This is a genomic window from Streptomyces sp. NPDC030798, from assembly GCF_055572275.1.
Window position 1 is genome coordinate 345,529 of the sequence record NZ_JBVIDR010000006.1, and the last position, 16,667, is coordinate 362,195.

General features: G+C 67.2%; 15 protein-coding genes and 1 tRNA gene. 7 read left to right on the forward strand and 9 right to left on the reverse strand.

Annotated features, from left to right (window positions below):
* Nucleotides 1-90 precede the first annotated feature (90 nt).
* A complete protein-coding gene (gene wblA / locus ACZ404_RS16810; protein ID WP_468440403.1) occupies nt 91-429 on the reverse strand; it encodes a transcriptional regulator WblA in 339 nt (112 codons plus the stop codon).
* 529 nt (nt 430-958) lie between these two features.
* Between wblA and ACZ404_RS16815 the strand changes: the two genes are divergently transcribed.
* Nucleotides 959-3,277 (forward strand): transglycosylase domain-containing protein, encoded by a 2,319-nt coding sequence (locus ACZ404_RS16815; protein ID WP_468440405.1) that lies wholly within the window; start codon nt 959-961, stop codon nt 3,275-3,277.
* Between the two features lie 133 nt (nt 3,278-3,410).
* Here the strand turns inward: ACZ404_RS16815 and ACZ404_RS16820 are convergent, their stop codons facing one another.
* Complete coding sequence (locus tag ACZ404_RS16820; RefSeq protein WP_468440407.1) at nt 3,411-3,878, reverse strand: GatB/YqeY domain-containing protein; 468 nt, start codon at nt 3,876-3,878, stop codon at nt 3,411-3,413.
* Between the two features lie 94 nt (nt 3,879-3,972).
* Between ACZ404_RS16820 and ACZ404_RS16825 the strand changes: the two genes are divergently transcribed.
* From ACZ404_RS16825 to ACZ404_RS16835, 3 genes are all read left to right on the forward strand, one after another.
* Nucleotides 3,973-4,899: a metallophosphoesterase gene (locus tag ACZ404_RS16825; protein ID WP_468440409.1), complete on the forward strand. Its 927-nt coding sequence runs from the start codon at nt 3,973-3,975 to the stop codon at nt 4,897-4,899.
* A 479-nt stretch (nt 4,900-5,378) separates the two neighbouring features.
* On the forward strand, nt 5,379-6,137 hold the full coding sequence (locus tag ACZ404_RS16830; protein WP_468440411.1) for a Pr6Pr family membrane protein: 759 nt from the start codon (nt 5,379-5,381) through the stop codon (nt 6,135-6,137).
* 66 nt (nt 6,138-6,203) lie between these two features.
* A tRNA-Pro gene (locus ACZ404_RS16835) sits at nt 6,204-6,277 on the forward strand.
* An 83-nt stretch (nt 6,278-6,360) separates the two neighbouring features.
* Here ACZ404_RS16835 and ACZ404_RS16840 read toward each other — a convergent pair.
* Entirely contained in the window at nt 6,361-7,302 is a 942-nt protein-coding gene (locus tag ACZ404_RS16840) for a tyrosine-type recombinase/integrase (RefSeq protein WP_468440413.1), read from the reverse strand.
* Between ACZ404_RS16840 and ACZ404_RS16845 the strand changes: the two genes are divergently transcribed.
* Both ACZ404_RS16845 and ACZ404_RS16850 read left to right on the forward strand, forming a co-directional pair.
* Entirely contained in the window at nt 7,265-7,570 is a 306-nt protein-coding gene (locus ACZ404_RS16845; RefSeq protein WP_468440619.1) for a hypothetical protein, read from the forward strand. The genes ACZ404_RS16840 and ACZ404_RS16845 overlap by 38 nt on opposite strands.
* Nucleotides 7,551-7,967, forward strand: a complete 417-nt coding sequence (locus tag ACZ404_RS16850) for a DUF6233 domain-containing protein (protein WP_468440415.1) — start codon at nt 7,551-7,553, stop codon at nt 7,965-7,967. The genes ACZ404_RS16845 and ACZ404_RS16850 overlap by 20 nt, the downstream gene beginning before the upstream one ends.
* 147 nt (nt 7,968-8,114) lie before the next feature.
* Here the strand turns inward: ACZ404_RS16850 and ACZ404_RS16855 are convergent, their stop codons facing one another.
* From ACZ404_RS16855 to ACZ404_RS16870, 4 genes are all read right to left on the reverse strand, one after another.
* Nucleotides 8,115-9,569, reverse strand: coding sequence for a hypothetical protein (locus tag ACZ404_RS16855; protein WP_468440417.1), 1,455 nt, complete (start codon nt 9,567-9,569; stop codon nt 8,115-8,117).
* A 287-nt stretch (nt 9,570-9,856) separates the two neighbouring features.
* The gene (locus ACZ404_RS16860; protein ID WP_468440419.1) at nt 9,857-10,618 is read right to left on the reverse strand and encodes a hypothetical protein; all 762 of its coding nucleotides are present in this window, start codon (nt 10,616-10,618) and stop codon (nt 9,857-9,859) included.
* Nucleotides 10,619-11,099: 481 nt separating this feature from the next.
* On the reverse strand, nt 11,100-12,242 hold the full coding sequence (locus ACZ404_RS16865; RefSeq protein WP_468440421.1) for a hypothetical protein: 1,143 nt from the start codon (nt 12,240-12,242) through the stop codon (nt 11,100-11,102).
* A gap of 995 nt (nt 12,243-13,237) precedes the next feature.
* Nucleotides 13,238-13,819: a hypothetical protein gene (locus ACZ404_RS16870; RefSeq protein ID WP_468440423.1), complete on the reverse strand. Its 582-nt coding sequence runs from the start codon at nt 13,817-13,819 to the stop codon at nt 13,238-13,240.
* Between the two features lie 408 nt (nt 13,820-14,227).
* Between ACZ404_RS16870 and ACZ404_RS16875 the strand changes: the two genes are divergently transcribed.
* Nucleotides 14,228-15,055 (forward strand): ZIP family metal transporter, encoded by an 828-nt coding sequence (locus tag ACZ404_RS16875; protein WP_468440425.1) that lies wholly within the window; start codon nt 14,228-14,230, stop codon nt 15,053-15,055.
* Between the two features lie 154 nt (nt 15,056-15,209).
* Here the strand turns inward: ACZ404_RS16875 and ACZ404_RS16880 are convergent, their stop codons facing one another.
* Both ACZ404_RS16880 and ACZ404_RS16885 read right to left on the reverse strand, forming a co-directional pair.
* The gene (locus tag ACZ404_RS16880) at nt 15,210-16,130 is read right to left on the reverse strand and encodes an MBL fold metallo-hydrolase (protein ID WP_468440427.1); all 921 of its coding nucleotides are present in this window, start codon (nt 16,128-16,130) and stop codon (nt 15,210-15,212) included.
* A 102-nt stretch (nt 16,131-16,232) separates the two neighbouring features.
* On the reverse strand, nt 16,233-16,436 hold the full coding sequence (locus ACZ404_RS16885; RefSeq protein WP_468440429.1) for a KOW domain-containing RNA-binding protein: 204 nt from the start codon (nt 16,434-16,436) through the stop codon (nt 16,233-16,235).
* Nucleotides 16,437-16,667 lie beyond the last annotated feature (231 nt).

The window sequence follows — 16,667 nt, forward strand, 5'->3', positions numbered from 1 at the left end:
AGGACACGCACCCCGGCCATTGCTTCCCATGCCTGATGGCCGGCCGGAGTTGCCCCGGGATGATGTCGCGGCACCGGAAGGGCGAAGCCCTCAGCTCACCGCCGCGTAGTTCTCGTACACCTCGTCGTCGTCGAGGGGCACGATGCCCACCCCGCGCTCGTACTCCGAGCGGGCGGTCTCCAGCAGCCTGCGCCAGGAGGTCACCGTGGGCCGCCGGCGCAGCAGTGCGCGGCGCTCCCGCTCCGTCATGCCTCCCCACACGCCGAACTCGACGCGGTTGTCCAGCGCGTCGGCCAGGCATTCCGTGCGTACCGGGCATCCGGTGCACACCGCCTTGGCCCTGTTCTGCGCTGCTCCCTGAACGAACAGTTCATCCGGATCGGTAGTGCGGCAGGCAGCCTGCGCACTCCAGTCGGTTACCCAGCCCATACCGGCGCCGTCCTCTCCCGAATCGAGGCTCCCCCACGGCGGCAGCGGCATATTCACCGCCGCCAGTTGAGGACGTTACGGAAGGTGGGGACAGCGCAACACCCCCTTCGGGCCCAATCTTGAATGGCCCGAACGGACTATGGGTTAGCGGCAGATCACCCGCGGGAGTGAGCTGACGACATGCGTGATCATCCCGGCAAACCGGGACAGCTTCGGTGCGCCACATCGGGCACCAGATGACACACAAGGCGGATTCGGACACGTCCCCAGCAAAAAAGTTGGGCTACTTCCAGAACGATTCGGGTTCGCCGGACGTATTGATACGTGGCCGCGCTGCTGTGACAGTTGAGAGCAGCTTAGGCCAAGGCCTGTACGCCTGTCCGGCGAATGAGAAGGTAGGCGTCCCGCTGTGCCGTGCCGTGACACGTACCCGCACGAACCGCTCGGCGTGTCACGATCCGGCACCCGAAACATCCCGAGAAGCGGTCGCTCCCCCGGAACGCTCATCAGTACGGATTAGGCTGCCCTCATGCCAAAGAAGCGCTCGGGCGGTGGTCTCTCGACTACGCAGCAGGCCGCCAAGTTCCTCGGTGTCAGTGTGCTCGCGGGAGCCGTGATGGCGGGCATCGCGCTGCCCGCGGCCGGCGCGCTCGGACTCGCGGCCAAGGGATCGGTCAAGAGCTTCGACGAGATCCCGGCCAACCTCAAGAGCCCCCGGCTCAGCCAGCGCACGACGATACTGGACAGCCAGGGCAACCAGATCGCGACCGTCTACTCCCGCGACCGCACGGTGGTGGACCTCAAGGACATCTCGCCGTACATGCAGAAGGCGATCGTCGCGATCGAGGACTCGCGCTTCTACAAGCACGGCGCGATCGACCTCAAGGGCGTCCTGCGCGCCCTGAACAAGAACGCGCAGGAGGGCGGGGTCGCCCAGGGCGCCTCCACGCTCACCCAGCAGCTGGTGAAGAACTACTTCATCGAGGAGGCCGGCGACGACCCGACCAAGGTCGCCGAGGCCACCCAGCAGACGCTCGGCCGCAAGATCAAAGAGCTGAAGTACGCGATCCAGATCGAGGAGAAGCTCGGCAAGAAGAAGATCCTCGAGAACTATCTGAACATCACCTTCTTCGGCGAGCAGGCCTACGGCGTCGAGGCGGCCGCCCAGCGCTACTTCTCCAAGCACGCCAAGGACCTGAACCTGCAGGAGTCGGCGCTGCTGGCCGGCATCGTGCAGTCCCCGAGCCGCTACGACCCGGTGAACGACGAGGCCGAGGCCATCAAGCGGCGCAACACCGTCCTGCAGCGCATGGCCGAGGTCGGCGACGTCTCCCGGACGGAGGCCGACCGGGCCAAGGAGAAGCCGCTCGGCCTGCACCCCAGCAAGCCGAAGAACGGCTGCATCACGGCGGTCGACGGCGCCGGCTTCTTCTGCGACTACGTGCGCGAGGTCTTCCTGAACGACCCGGTCTTCGGCAAGACCCGGGAGACCCGGGCCAAGCTGTGGAACAAGGGCGGCCTGACGATCCGTACGACGCTGGACCCGCAGGCGCAGCAGTCGGTGCAGGCGTCCATCAAGCAGCACGTGTACAAGAGCGACGCGGTGGCGACCGCGGCGACCATCGTGGAGCCCGGGACCGGCAAGATCCTCGGCATGGGGCAGTCGCGTCCGTACGGCTTCAGCAAGAACGAGACGCAGATCAACCTCTCCGTGAACCAGAGCATGGGCGGCGGCGCCGGTTACCAGCCCGGTTCGACGTTCAAGCCGATCGTGGCAGCGGCGGCCATCGAGGGCGGCAAGCCCGCGACGCAGGAGTACTCGTCGCCGTACGAGATGCCCTACCCGAGTCCCGTGTCCGCGTGCGACGGCAAGACCTGGCGCAACGACCCGGCCAAGCCGGCCAAGCTGACGAACGAGAGCACCTCGGAGCACGGGCCGTACGGCATGAAGGAGGCGACCGCCAAGTCGGTCAACACCTACTACGTGCAGCTGATCAGCGACATCGGCATCTGCCCGGTCATCGACATGGCCAAGAAGATGGGCGTGCAGCGCGCCGACGGCCGCAAGATCGACCAGGCCCCGTCCATCGCGCTCGGCACCCAGGAGATGTCCCCGCTGACGATGGCGAACGCTTACGCCACCTTCGCCGCGCGCGGCATGTACTGCACCCCGGTCGCCATCGAGTCGATCACCCAGCGGATCGGCAGCGAGAAGAAGTCGCTGGAGGTGCCCAAGTCGACCTGCTCGCGCGCGATGTCCGAGAAGACCGCGGACACGGTGAGCACCCTGCTCAGGGGCGTGGTCGAGGACGGTACCGGTCAGCAGGCCGGCCTGAACGACCGCCCGAGCGCGGGCAAGACCGGTACGACGGACAAGCGCTACGCGGCCTGGTTCGTCGGCTACACGCCGAACATGGCGGGCGCGGTCTGGGTCGGCGACCCCATGCACCGGCGCCAGATGGTGAACATCACCATCGGCGGCATCCCGCACGACAAGGTCTACGGCGCGGACGTCCCCGGGCCGATCTGGCGCGACATGATGACCGGCGCCCTGGAGGGCAAGCCCGTGGAGGACTTCCACCTGGTCGACATTCCCGACGACAAGGGCGACGGCCACGGGGACGGCCAGGGAAAAGGCAACCGGGGGGACAACGGGGGCAAGAACGGGGACAACACGGGGGGACTGATCGGGGGACTGATCGGGGGACCGGCGGACGGGGGAACGACCGGGGACACCACGGGTGACACCACCGGCGGCGCCTTCCCGACGCCGACCTTCTCGATCCCCGAGAACATCATCCAGGGCCAGGGCAACGGCGGTAACAGGAACGGGGGCCAGCGGGGCTGAGCCTCTTTCCGCCACGACGGCGGGGCCGCACCTCGGACATGGGGTGCGGCCCCGCCGTCGTGGACGGAAGCGTCAACAGGGCGGTGTACGCCCTGACGTACCGCTCGGGCCCCGCGGACCTGGCGCGATCAGGTCAGCCCTGGAGGAGCTTCTTCACCGCGGCGGCGACGCGGCCGCCCTCGGCCTGGCCGGCCACCTTCGGGTTGACGATCTTCATGACGGCACCCATGGCCCGCGGCCCCTCGGCGCCGGCCGCCTTCGCCTCCTCCACGGCCTGGGCGACGATCGCGTGCAGCTCCTCGTCGGACAGCTGCTTGGGCAGGTACGCGGCGAGCACCTCACCCTCCGCCTTCTCCCGCTCGGCCGACTCCGCACGACCACCCTGCGCGAAGGCCTCGGCCGCCTCCCGGCGCTTCTTGGCCTCCTTGGTGATCACCTTGAGGACCTCGTCGTCGGAGAGCTCCCGCTTCTCCTTGCCCGCGACCTCCTCCTTGGTGATCGCGGCGAGCGTCAGCCGGAGCGTCGAGGAGCGCAGCTCGTCGCGCTCCTTGATCGCGGCGTTGAGGTCTTCCTGCAGCTTCGACTTGAGCGTGGTGGTCATGCCGTCGATTGTCGCAGGTACGACCGTGCGTACGCCCCTTGATTTGACGGGCCTGCGGTCCCGGGGCGACCGCCGGGTCTGACACGATGGTCATATGCGTGCGCGATACGGAGTACCCCTCGGAATCCTGGCGGCCGGCGCCGCCGGTCTCGGCTACGCGGCAGGCTTCGAGGCCCGTTCCTTCCGCCTGCGGCGGGTGACGGTCCCCGTGCTCCCGCCGGGCATGCCCCCGCTGCGCGTCCTGCAGGTCTCCGACATCCACATGGTCGGCGGGCAGCGCAAGAAGCAGCGCTGGCTGCGGTCGCTGGCGGGTCTGCGCCCCGACTTCGTGATCAACACCGGCGACAACCTCTCGGACCCCGAGGGCGTCCCCGAGGTCCTCGACGCGCTGGGGCCGCTGATGGAGTTCCCCGGCGCCTACGTCTTCGGCTCCAACGACTACTACGGCCCCAGGCTCCGCAACCCGGCCCGCTACCTGCTCGAGAAGGCCAGCGGCCGCCATGGCCTGAACGGCAACGCGCCGGCCGTGGACGTGATCCACAACCCCTGGGAGGACCTCCGGGACGGCTTCGACGCTGCGGGCTGGCTGAACCTGACGAACACGCGCGGTGTCCTGAAGGTCGAGGGGGTCTCCATCGAGCTCACCGGCCTGGACGATCCCCACATCAAGCGGGACCGCTACGCCCGCGTGGCGGGGGGCCCGTCCGGTACGTACGACTTCTCGATGGGCGTCGTCCACGCTCCCTACCTGCGCGTCCTGGACGCGTTCACGGCGGACGCGTACCCCCTGATCCTGGCCGGCCACACCCACGGCGGCCAGCTCTGCATCCCCTTCTACGGCGCCCTGGTCACCAACTGCGACCTGGACACCGACCGCGTGAAGGGCCTCTCCACCCACACCGCGGAGGGCCACACCGCCTACCTCCACGTCTCAGCAGGCTGCGGCACCAACCGCTACACCCCCATCCGCTTCGCCTGCCCTCCGGAGGCGACACTGCTGACGTTGGTGGGGCGGGAGTAGAGGGTCTCGGGGCTGGGGACGGGAGTCGGGGGCTGGGCCCCGGGGCTGGGGCTGGGGCTGGGGCTGGAGCCTGAGGGCTGGGGGCTGGGGGCTGGGGTCTGAGCGTCACCGGCCTGGGCCTGGGCGATGAGCCTCGGACGACCGAGGGTGGGGCCGCCTACGGAGCGGGGCTCGCGACCGTCCGGGGCGGGCGTGCGCCGACCGAAGCCAGCGACCGGTCAGGCTCTGCGCCGGACGGGAGCGTGCGGGATCTGTGCCGGACGGGAGCGTGCGCGGGCCTGCGCCGGCTGGGAGCGTGCGGGGGTCTGTGCCGGACGGGAGCGTGCGCGGGCCTGCGCCGGCTGGGAGCGTGCGGGGGTCTGTGCCGACCGGGAGCGTGCGCGGGCCTGCGCCGGCCGGGAGCGTGCGCCGGGCCGGGTTGTCACCCACACGGAGTGCCCCATATCGCCCCACCTCCCCCTTCTCCCTAGCGTGAGGGCATGACCGCCCCGATACCCAGGGACATCCCGGATCTCCCCGCGATACCGGGCCCGCCCTACCTGAAGCCCGGCCCGGTACCGGCCACGGCGGTGTTGGCCCCGGTCCGCCGTCCGCTGGCAGCGGTGTGCCGCCTCGTGATCGCCCTGACAGCAGCGGCCGGCGTGAGCCTGGAACTGCTCCTGGGCACCCCCGCCCGCGCCCTCGCCTACTTCAGCGTCCAGACGAACATCCTCCTGGCCGCAGTCATGCTCCTGTCGGCGTCCAGGGCATGGCGGGCCCGCCGCCCCCTGCCGGCATCCGTGACAGGCGCCACGCTCCTCTACGCCCTGGTCGCGGCGCTGGTCTACCACCTGCTGCTGGCGCACACGACGCCTCCGTTCTCCATGACGGACGCGACCGCACCTCCGGCCCGCTGGCACGCCCAGTGGACGACGCTCCAGCTCCTCCACACGGTGGTGCCCGCAGCGGCCCTGCTGGACTTGCTCCTCCTCACCCCCGCGGGCCGCCTGCGCCTGCGCCACGCGGCGACCTGGCTCCTCTACCCCCTGGCCTACCTGGTCTTCTACCTCACCCGAGCGGCCTTCCTCCCCCCGCCCGGCCCGGCCGCCTACCTCTACCCTTTCCTGGACGCCGGCACCGACGGCTACCGCAGCACCCTGGCCAACGCCCTCCTGGTCGGCCTCGCCGCCTACGGCCTGGCAACCCTCCTGGTCGCCCTGGACCACGCCCGCCCGACCCCGGTCCGCCGCCGCCTCTAAACCGGATTTCGTCTCCGGCCACCAGTGGGCTAAAGTAAACGACGTCGCCGCGACAAGCAGTGACACCGGGGTGTAGCGCAGCTTGGCAGCGCGCTTCGTTCGGGACGAAGAGGTCGTGGGTTCAAATCCCGCCACCCCGACGCTGGTCAGAGGGCCTGGTGTGCAAGTTGCACCAGGCCCTCTGTCGTGTTTGGGAGCCAAACAGGGGGCCAAAGGGTTTTGATCAAGCCTCGCAGGCGGTCGCCTCGCCGCGACGCTGAGCAAAGATCACGTCCATGGCTTCCGCACCCTCGGTGATGACCGGCCGAAGCTGCTTCCGGTAGACAGCCTCCGTGGTCGCCTGACTGGTGTGGCCGACAAGCTGGGCGATCCGCTCCAGCGGGATGCCGTGGTCCGAGAGCAGCGAGACGAAGCTGTGCCGCAGCTCGCGCGGCGTCCACTCAGGGGCCAGCCCCGCCCTTTTCACGATGGCCTTGAAGTCCCGCCGGACGTTGGCCGCGTCCAGCGGTTCACCGGACCGCGTCGTGAAGACGCGACCGGCCGGACTCCACTCCATCCCCCGAGATGCCCTCTCCTGCTTCTGCCACCGCTTGTGTTCCTCCAGCACGTCGACCACCTGCTTCGGTAGAGCGATGGTCCGCTGGCTCTTCCCGGTCTTGGTCTCGCCGTGCTTGCGCACCGATCGCCACACGGCGACGTGAGGCGGGGTGTCGTCATCTGTCTCCAGGAAGACGTGATCCCAGGTGAGCGGCCGCGCCTCCTCGGTGCGGACACCGCTGAGCAGTGAGAGCACGAGATAGGCGTACAGCCGCGAGGGGCGAGCCGCGGCGAGCACAGCTTCCGCCTGCTTCAGGTTCAATACCTTGCTGGGACGCCCGGGCCCTCCTTCTGGAGCGGTGACGAGCAGGGCGACGTTCCGCGCGGCTTTCTCCCTGCGCTGAGCGTGCTCGATGGAGCGGCGCAGGATGGCGAGCAGGTCCCGGAGACTGCGCGTCGCCAGGAATTCGGCCCGGCCGTCCAGCCAATCGTCAACGTCGTCTGCGCTGAGGTCTTCAGCTTGGCTTTGCCGATAAACGGGATCAGGTGCTTGTGCGCCATCGAGCGGTTCTTGCCGATGCACGCCGCTGATGGCGGTCGTGAAGTTCATCAACCTGCTGATCACCATCGTGCAGGTGGTGTGGGGACCGCTGATCCCCATGGGCCCGTTCCTCGCCCTGCTCGCCCTGTGGTCGGTCGGCGCGCACCAGCAGATGCGGCGGGCGGTGTTGGCCTTGGCCAGTGCCGCCCCGGCGACCGTGACCACGCTGACCGTGGTCCCCGACCCGCCGGCCGACCGCGGCGCTGCTCGCCCCTCGTCGGGCCGGAAGGAGCGGACAGTGAGCGGCCTCAATCTGAGCGGGGATGGTGCGCGCCATGTCCCTGCTGCCGCCTGACCCGCGCCGACTGCGGGCGATCCTTGCCTATCTGGAGGAGCGGCTTGCCGAGAATGAGACCGTTGCCATCTACCTGCGGCTGCAGCGGGATGCCGTCCTCGCGGCCCTCCTTCGAGCTGAGAGCCCACGACAACAGCGGCCAAGGCGCAAGGTCAAGGGTGGTGGACAGTTGCCCCACTTCAGGCCGCCAGCCGTGCAGACTGCTTTCGTCGTCCAGCAGAAGCGGACACCGGCCGGGCCCGAGCCCGCATTCATCCACATGGCCGACTGCGCCATGATCGAGGGCACTCCCCACCCCATCCGGGCCAACGAGGCGCGAGCTGCGCTCACCGATCCGAATATCGCGCCGTGCCCGTTCTGTCGGCCGGACACAGAACTAGGCATCGATCTTGCCTGAGGGCTCAGCGGTTCATGAGCTGCACCGCGGGGCGATCGGACGCAGTCGCAATCTTCCCGGGTTATTCATCGCCTCGGTCCTCGGCGACCTGGACCTATACCAGAACACCGGGGACCGTTCGCGCAGACCCGTGACTCGCTAAGGTGATCAATTGCGACGTCGATGGTGGCGACTGCCGACTCTTGACGTGGTGCTGCGGCCCGCCTGGGAACGAGCAGATTGCCGCCGGGGTCGGCGCTGGGGGCGTCCTGGCCCCTGGATGGCGTCGTTCAGCGTCCGGAGTAGGGCGCGACGCATCATGGCGTCGAGGTCCGTGGCCACGGCGGAGAGGTCGTCGGTGGTGGTCCCATCGAGCCGTCGGAGGGGGACGGTGGGATGTTTGCCGCCGTGGACTTCCGCATTGCGCCACCGGTAGATGGCTTCGATCAGTTTCTTGATGTTCTCCGCAGCAGGCCCGCCGAGCGTCTGATCCCCGGTCAACATGTCAGCGGCACCGGATTGGATAAGGATCGACTTCCTACCGGCGGGGTCCCTCAGGTTGAGACGCGTAATGAACAGCGCCTCAGCTGCTGTGATCAGGTTGAGCACTCTGTCCTCGACGAGGCCTCGGGACCCGGCAAGCACGATCTGACGCGTGGCTGTGGACAGCGGACGGTCAGCCGTGACGACCGGGTTGGTGAGGTGCTCGTAGGCGGAGCGGATTTGATCCAGCATCGCCTTGCCGGCCAGGAAGGTCGGGCGGAGCGGATCGGTTGGTCCGATGGGTGTCAGAGCCACGGAGTAACCCTGTCCGAGCGAATCGGTACGCATGGCGTAGCCGGTGGTGGCCGAGCCGCCGCAGACCAGCCGAATAGCAGCGACGATCGATGGAAGGACGTCCGTGTAGATCGGTAGCACAGGCGCTGCAGGTGGTGGGGTGAAGCTGTCGTCGCCCGTCAGGAATGGGTGGGTGTGTTCAGCGGTCAAAGCCCATTGGTTGAAGCGGGAGACCTGGATCGTCTGGGTGGTGAAGTACTGCTCGATAGGGGTGGCCATGCGCTGTACTGCGACCGATATCTCCTTGTCCGTCATCCTGCGCAGTACGACGCCCTTTGTGATCTCCTCGCCCTCGATGTCCTGGCTCCCATCGAACCCGAGAAGGGGGGTGAAGTCGGTGAAGGTTACGGTGGCGACGACTAGGTCGGCCTCGAGCAGCTCGTATGCGACGTCGAAGGTCTCCTGCTCGAAAGTCCAAGATCCATTTGCCAGCACCAGGTTGTACACCAAAGATCGGATCAATCCTGCGAGTTCGCGCTGATGGGCGCTAAAGGCCGTCCCCACCAGAGTGTCAACACGGGAAGCCAGCGCAAGATGGCCCTGGACGACGGAGCGGAGCTGGCGCATTTCCTCCAATTCTTCGAAGCCCTTCCACCAGAGTCTGGGTGGGTCCCACTCTCTGATGCTTTTTGGAGTGAACATCTCCTGAGACGCCCGGTGCCAGCGCCACATGTTGACACCCTCATGGATCTGGGGCGTGGTCCCGTCCTTGGCCAACTCCTTCATGAGCCTGGCCGCCAGGGCGTAGCACGCGTCGTACAGCTCGGGGAAACGGACTGGTGACATGGACACCCTCCAACCAGGTGCATGAGACCCGAGCAAGGACGGGCTCAGGAGGCGAACCTGGCAGGATGCCTGGCGATCTGCCATCTCCGCAAGGGCGTTGCGCCCTCAAGACGTGGAGCTGGGTCCGCCGACGAGAGTTCTGAATCGACCTCCATGACCAACTGTGGCCAGGATGGCGTCTCCTGCGGCGCAGGTAGAGCCGTATGGGCCAGGTCAGGAAGGGCTCCCCGAGCGGGTGAGCGCCGGTCTTGAAACCCGGCGGATGGTCCTCAGCCCATCGAGCCCCGTTACCCATTGCCCCAGACGTGGCGAGGCTTGCTGGGGTCTGTGAAGAGTGGACCTGCCGGGGTCTCCAGAAGCACGCGCGCCGAACCAGCAACCTCGGCACGTGAGTATCCGGTGGTCGGATCCAGGTGTAGCGCCGTCGCGCCTCTCTCTGGTTTCTCCGCCTCACGGACCTGGCTTCTGTTCCAGTAGACTTGCGATTGAGTACTCGCATCGGGTGTGAACTCGTACACGTCGTGATCAAAAAGCAGGATGCCGTCGACCACGGGTGCGCCTTCCTTGGTTGGGTGCAGGATGCAGGCAAAAGCAATCGGCCGCTCCTCCCACCATCCGATGCGGTATTGCTCCGAGCGCTGCCAGCCGGAAGAGAAGCGTTCATTGAACGCCTTAGCTACTCCCCAGGCCCTTACGAGCCCACCCCGGACGTTGTAATGGGCGGCGTACTGGTCAAGTGCGATCCGGAGCGTTTCCTGGACCTCTGGGTGCGTCACGTCCACTCGGCCCGTCCGGTGCTCGGCAACGCGCACGGCGCTGTTGTGGAGAGAGGCTATATCGCCCACCAGGTCCCACGTCCCTGCCGGTCCCGGGGCCCGGCCCGCAGCTTCGAAGCTGCGCATACGGACGATGTACTCCTGGATCAATCCTTGGTAGAAGCGCTGCGTTGCTTGGCCCGCACCCGGCAGATCCGTGATCCAGCCAGGCCCGCCGCTGCCACGGCGTCTGAACAGACCCAAGCTGAATCCCTTCCCCGGCTGATCAGCCATGCCCCCTGGCGCCTAGTGCCCGATTATGGCAGCACCGGGCCTGCACTGCTGGTGCCACGGTCTCATTCATGGTCCCAATTGCCTCCTGTTCCAAGGGGGTCCGCCGTCGTCCGTCGTACGTCGATCCGCGGACGACCCCGGACGCCCCAGGAGCAAGACCGGACAACTCGTAAGGCGTAGGTCTCGAGTTCGAGTCCCGAAAGCCACCCTTGCGAGGCATGTCGGATTTCATCGGAGACCAGCACGACCTGGCCACGAACCTCACAGTGCTTCGTCCTGTGGTCCCGGTTCAAGAGCTGGCCGAATCGGCTCCGCGTGATCCGCCTGGGTGGAGGCGGAGGAGGCTTGGGGTAGCCGTCCGCGCGAGCCTTGCCCGCCCGCGGCTCCGCCGACTGACCACGCGCTGGCCGCACACGCCCTCCGTGAGCTGCCACAACTAGCGGGTGACAGGCGCGCATAGGAGGCCAAACGAGGCAGCCCGTCACTCATGACTGTCGACGACCATCCCATACTTCCGTTCGAGGTCGAAATCGCTCCGTCGTCCCTCACGGCGATCGTTCGGGCCACGCTCGGGTTTGTGCAGCGTGATCGTCAAGTAGCGACGCGGTGCATTCAGGGGACGCGACCAGGTCCCAAGAGCGTCCCTGCGTTGCAGCACATCTTGAACCACTTCGCCAGCATCTCGACTGAACCCGCCCGGGTTCAACGCGACGCGGTGGCAAGCCAGATCGCTGCTGTCCTGGGCGAACTCTTGCCACCTACCGTCGTGGTGCCGCTTCTCAGGCCGGAGCACGTCGAGGAGTTGAAATGCATCGAGCTGTTGATGCGTCTCGTAGGCCTCTCGCCCCAGCCCGTAAGCCCCTTGCCTCACCGCACTCGTGACCCTCGTGACGAACAGCGAGGGGTCAGAGGTGCCCATTCGGTCGTACCTCAGAGCATCAAGCCACATCAGGAGTGCGGCGATCTCGCTGTTCGTCAGGACATGCACCCAACCCTCGGTGAAGAACTCACGAGGAACGTCCACGAATAGCTCGGTGTCAGTCGGCACCGTATACGGCACTCCGGCCGCTGGCGTGCTCTTCCCGTTCTCGTGCAACAAGTCGAAGCCCTGCCGCCCCCGGCCAGGGCCCTTGGTGGGGCGTATCAGGTTGAGCCCCTCCAGCTTCTTCAGCGCCTCCGTGACCTGCCGCCGCTTATTGGTAGCAACCGAGGCGCCCTGGATCCCTGGACCGTGATACCTGGCGATGGTCGCGATCAAACCCATCCATGAGTGATCACTCTGTGGCGTCGGCTCCACGGGGTACGGGTTCTTCCATGCCCTACCGGGCTTTGCAGAGCACTGCGCGGCGAACAACAGCATGAGGTGCAGCTTCAGTGCGACCCCCTTGGGGGTGATCATGCGCGCCGCAAGCGGGCGCTCCTCCATCGGCAAGGGCTTCCGCTCGTCCTCTACGGCCTTGAGTTTGTCGCGCCGGAGGTACCCGCGTCGCACGCGAATGCCGGCCGGCTGACGCCCGTGTTGCCAGAGACGCAGCGCCTCAGCCTTGACGGCCGGCAGCTCTTGACGCCGTAGTTCACGTAGCGCCTCCAGCCGAACCTCGACCTTCCCGTCCTTCGGCGGCAACTTTCCCCTCCCCTTTGAGCGCTACGGATTGATCCGCATGTGTGCCACGTCATGTTTATCTATTCAATGTCAACTCAGCGCCCATGAGGATCAATCCGTCTGACAGTCTATCCGACCGGGCGGAAATCTGAGGCGAACCTTGAGGTGAGCGGCAAGGGGTCAGAGGTCAACGGGCTCCGAACCGTGGAAGGTTACGCAGGCGCCAGGGCAACCGGCCTGGCAGCACAGCGCCCTGGTGCCTGCGGTTCTCAGAGAAGCGAGGAACTTCTACATTGAGCACTGTTGAACGTACCCCAGGACCGGGCGACCAGCACGACCGCCCGGAGGCACCGACCGGGGCCGCTGAGGCCGGCGGAAGCGCGCTGGCCTGGGCCCAGATCGGATTCTCGACCCTCTGTATTACGGCTGGCGCGGCGATCGGCCTCACTGCGAACGTACCGCTCGGGACGGCGATCGTCGCCGCTGCCGCTGGATGGCAGATCACGGTGCACATCCGTAGGTAGCCGGCTCGGCTCGCCACATGCCTGGGCCCGCCTCTAACGGGCCATGGGCCCCGGTCCGCTGGGGGCAAATAGGGGGGCCAAACCGGGGGGCCAAATGGAGCGGTCGAACCGCGACCCGTTCCGGATTGAGACGGACGGTCCAGGACTGCGCACGCGCAGGGCAGTGCTCAGGATCAAGGCCATGCCGGCCGTGATCGCGTTCGGGACGAAGAGGTCGTGGGTTCAAATCCCGCCACCCCGACGCTGGTCAGAGGCCCATTCACGTGATCGTGAATGGGCCTCTGACGTATGTACAGCAGCGGAGTACAGCAACCGCTGTGAATCTTGCTGACCGTCCATGTCCTACGGCTCTTCGTGCTTGCGGCTTGCCCCTCGGAAGCGTGGCCAGGGCCGGTACAGGGTTGCTGAAGCACACGTGGCGGGGTGCTCGTTCGAGACGCCCGCCATCGTGGCTGACTTTCGACGGCTGAGGACAGAACCGCGGCTTCCCGTTCAGCGCTGGTTGTTGCGGAAGCCGATGAGCATGGCCCCCCACCAACAGATCTGAGAAACCAGAGCTGTCGAGGCTCCCCAGATCATCAGGCGTCTCGCGGGCGGGGTGGCGTCCTGCTGCGTCAGGCGTCTACTCAAGAGACCGGCGTACAGGCCATTCACGGTGAGGACGAGAACCAGTCCCAGCTTGATGCGAGTGGGAGCCGATCCGAGGTTCGGATGGAGCATGACACCGCTGACCACGAGACCGACAAGCCCCGTCCAGATGGGGATATGGAGGCGTGCCGTGCTACTGAGGGCATCCTGCAGGGTGCATCGCCCGGTGAGGTAAAGGAGTGCGTTGTAGTCGGCGCCCATGACGGCTCCGAAGCCGAGCACGAGAGAGGCCAGGTGAAGGAACAGAGCCGCTGTATGGAGGGTGGCGTCCACCCGCAAGTGCAGGGATATCCAGGCACACGCCGAGAGAGCCAGGCATGAGGCGAGCGAGGCAGCGGCCACTGTCCACCATGTGTCGTACAGCCCCAGCCGCCGGGCGGGCACCGACTGGGCGGACACAGGCAACTCGGAGGGCAAGGTGGACACAGATGACTCCCGGAACGCTCACAGCAAGATTTAGGTAAGGCTTACCTAAGGTTGTTCGAGGGTCAAGTCCAGGACGCAAGAAGGACGCACTGCGGCGCAAGCGTGATCGTTGCGTGCCGGTTGCGAGACCTGCGGCAGCTGATGTGAGGCAGCCGGGGAGCCACTCGCCACTGCCGCCACGAGTGCTGCGTTCGTACCCCGGCCGCGTTCTCCGTTACCGGCCGTTGCTCGGCCGGATGAGATCGAACATGCCGCGGCGCATGGCGTCGGGCATTGCACCCGCGCCACGGGCAGGAAGACGTAAGAAGTTTCCCAAGCTTCGCTCAAGCCGAACTTCGCCGCTTGTTAGGCTAGCCTTGCCTGCCTTACGTTCTGGGCGCTTCCCGTGCACGTCAGACCGGAGTCCCCATGTCCAGCAGCAGCATCGCCCTGCTCGGAGCCATCGCAGGCTTCACCATCTACCTCGGCCTCCCCCTAGGCCGCCTCCGCACACCCACGCCCCGGCTCAGGGCCGGCCTGAACGCCGTTGCCATCGGCATCCTGATCTTCCTCGTCTGGGACGTACTGACCCACGCCTGGGAGCCCATCGACGAGGCGCTCGCCAAGCACACCTGGGGAACAGTGGCGTCCGGGGGCTTCACCCTGGCCGCCGGCCTGACCGTCGGGCTCGCCGGACTGGTCCACTACGACGGCTGGATCGCCCGCCGTCGCGAAGCCGCCGCTCGGACCACGGGCCCCGGCGCCGCCGCCACCGCCGAACTGGCGCAGAAGCCCCGCAGCCAGGCGGGCTCGCTCGCACTGATGATCGCCACCGGCATCGGCCTGCACAACTTCGCCGAGGGCCTGGCCATCGGCAATTCCGCCGCCCAGGGCGAACTTTCCCTGGCCCTCCTGCTGATCATCGGCTTCGGCCTGCACAACGCCACGGAGGGCTTCGGCATCGTCGCCCCGCTGGCCGCCGAGGGCGAACGCCCGTCCTGGCTCACCCTGCTCTGGCTCGGCCTGATCGGTGGAGGCCCCACCTTTCTCGGTACTCTCGTCGGCCAGCACGTGGTCAACGACACCCTGTCGATCGCCTTCCTCGGCCTCGCCGCCGGCTCGATCCTCTACGTCGTCATCGAGCTGCTGGCCGTCGCCCGCAAGACCGGCCTCAAGACCCTCACCACCTGGTGCATCCTCCTCGGCCTCCTGCTCGGCTTCGCCACCGATGCCATCGTCACGGCCGCAGGCGCCTGAGCCTGGATGTACTACCGGGCTCAAAGATGCATGATCACGGCACCGATGAACGACGGGCCGGATCTGCTTGGGGTAGACCTCCTCCGTCACGGTCGTTCCGAAGTGGCCGACGAGCCGGCGTCCACTCGTCCGCGTCCGGCCTCCCCGGCCGAGTTCACGTGAGTCCGGCGAGGGGCGCGCTGGGTTGCCAGGCGACGGGCAGGACGACGTCGACGCCGTCACGGCGGGCCAGGTGCAGCAGTCGGCTCATGGTGGTGCCGAGGTCGTCGAGCAGGTAGGGCATGGGGCGCAGTGGCCGGTCCAGGCCGAGGAAGAAATCGTCCCAGTGCACCAGGATGACTCGCCTGGCGCCGGTCGTCACCACGACCTCGTCCCAGTAGGTGTGAAGGAACTCGGTGGGCTGTTTACCCAGCATGCCGACGCCCAGGTAGATGACGTCGGCGCGGTGACCGCGAAGCGCGCCGGGCCGGAAGTTGGCACTGGCGTGCAGTAGCACGCGGCCGTGGGGGTGAGTGACGAGCACGGAGTAGGCGGTGCCGGTCTTCCACGAACCGGCGCGGGCCGGCGGCACCAACGGCCGTTCGACGGTGCCCGGGTAGCGGTCGCCCGCGCTGTGCACGGAGTCCAGGAAGGTCAGCGTGAAGCGGCCGTACGCGACGGTGTCGCCGTCGCCCACCACCCGCAAGGACGACTCGGGAACCCCCAGGCCGCGCCCGATGTTGGCGGTGGACTCCGACCCGACCAGTTCGGCGCCGGTCTCCAGCGCCCACACCGGTGCGTCGAGGGCGTGGTCGTAGTGGGAATGTGCGCACACCACTGCGGCGAGGGTGCCCATCCGCAGCCGCTCGATGGCGGCGCGGACCAGCGCTCGGTCCGGGGCGATCCTGCCCAATCCCACTCGCAGCATCCCCGGGCGGGTGACGAACCCGTCACTGAGCACCGAGGTCTGTCCGTCCGACAGCAGCACAGAGCTGGTGCCCAGGAAGTGAGCGATCAGCCCCTCATGGTGCGTTGCAGTGCGCTGCCGGTAAGGCAGGTAGGGCCGCAGACTCGGGCGACCGATCGGCACCTTCATACGAGCATCCTCAGGCCCCAGGGGTAGGAGAGCCAGCTCAGGGTCCCGTGTGTCCTCTCACAACGGTCCCTGGAGCTGACAGGGGGATCCCGATCGAGCAGGTCAGGACATGCACCAGCCGCAAGAGACCACAACTTCCCAAGCTGGAACGGGCGCTCCGGTGTCGGACACCTTCGCGACCGCGTCGAGGGGCACGTCGATGCGCGTGTCGTCTCCGAATACCTGCACAACCAGCTGCACTCGATTGCGCTCCTGGTCAATGGCGCGGACCGGAACCGTCAACTGGACGAAGGAACCATCGGTCACCAGGACAGTGTCCCCTGGCTGCAGCTCCGAGGCACTCAGCGTGGTCAACAGATATGGAAAGCGTGCACATCGAAGAGATGCGCTGGATGTACTGCCCGCGTACGCGTGGGGCCCGGACGCACCTGGCATGCACCCTCCCCTACGTCTGCACGGTCACGCACGCTGGGCGTCGACAGGTGAGCCGGACTACCGGGGGTGGACGGTGGGCGAGTGGAAGCAAGGGAAGTGCGG

Bases quoted from the DNA above. Each gene is read 5' to 3' on its own strand.
- wblA (WP_468440403.1), bottom strand. From the start codon at position 429: ATGGGCTGGGTAACCGACTGGAGTGCGCAGGCTGCCTGCCGCACTACC.
- ACZ404_RS16815 (WP_468440405.1), top strand. From the start codon at position 959: ATGCCAAAGAAGCGCTCGGGCGGTGGTCTCTCGACTACGCAGCAGGCC.
- ACZ404_RS16820 (WP_468440407.1), bottom strand. From the start codon at position 3,878: ATGACCACCACGCTCAAGTCGAAGCTGCAGGAAGACCTCAACGCCGCG.
- ACZ404_RS16825 (WP_468440409.1), top strand. From the start codon at position 3,973: ATGCGTGCGCGATACGGAGTACCCCTCGGAATCCTGGCGGCCGGCGCC.
- ACZ404_RS16830 (WP_468440411.1), top strand. From the start codon at position 5,379: ATGACCGCCCCGATACCCAGGGACATCCCGGATCTCCCCGCGATACCG.
- ACZ404_RS16845 (WP_468440619.1), top strand. From the start codon at position 7,265: ATGGCGGTCGTGAAGTTCATCAACCTGCTGATCACCATCGTGCAGGTG.
- ACZ404_RS16840 (WP_468440413.1), bottom strand. From the start codon at position 7,302: ATGGTGATCAGCAGGTTGATGAACTTCACGACCGCCATCAGCGGCGTG.
- ACZ404_RS16850 (WP_468440415.1), top strand. From the start codon at position 7,551: ATGTCCCTGCTGCCGCCTGACCCGCGCCGACTGCGGGCGATCCTTGCC.
- ACZ404_RS16855 (WP_468440417.1), bottom strand. From the start codon at position 9,569: ATGTCACCAGTCCGTTTCCCCGAGCTGTACGACGCGTGCTACGCCCTG.
- ACZ404_RS16860 (WP_468440419.1), bottom strand. From the start codon at position 10,618: ATGGCTGATCAGCCGGGGAAGGGATTCAGCTTGGGTCTGTTCAGACGC.
- ACZ404_RS16875 (WP_468440425.1), top strand. From the start codon at position 14,228: ATGTCCAGCAGCAGCATCGCCCTGCTCGGAGCCATCGCAGGCTTCACC.
- ACZ404_RS16880 (WP_468440427.1), bottom strand. From the start codon at position 16,130: ATGAAGGTGCCGATCGGTCGCCCGAGTCTGCGGCCCTACCTGCCTTAC.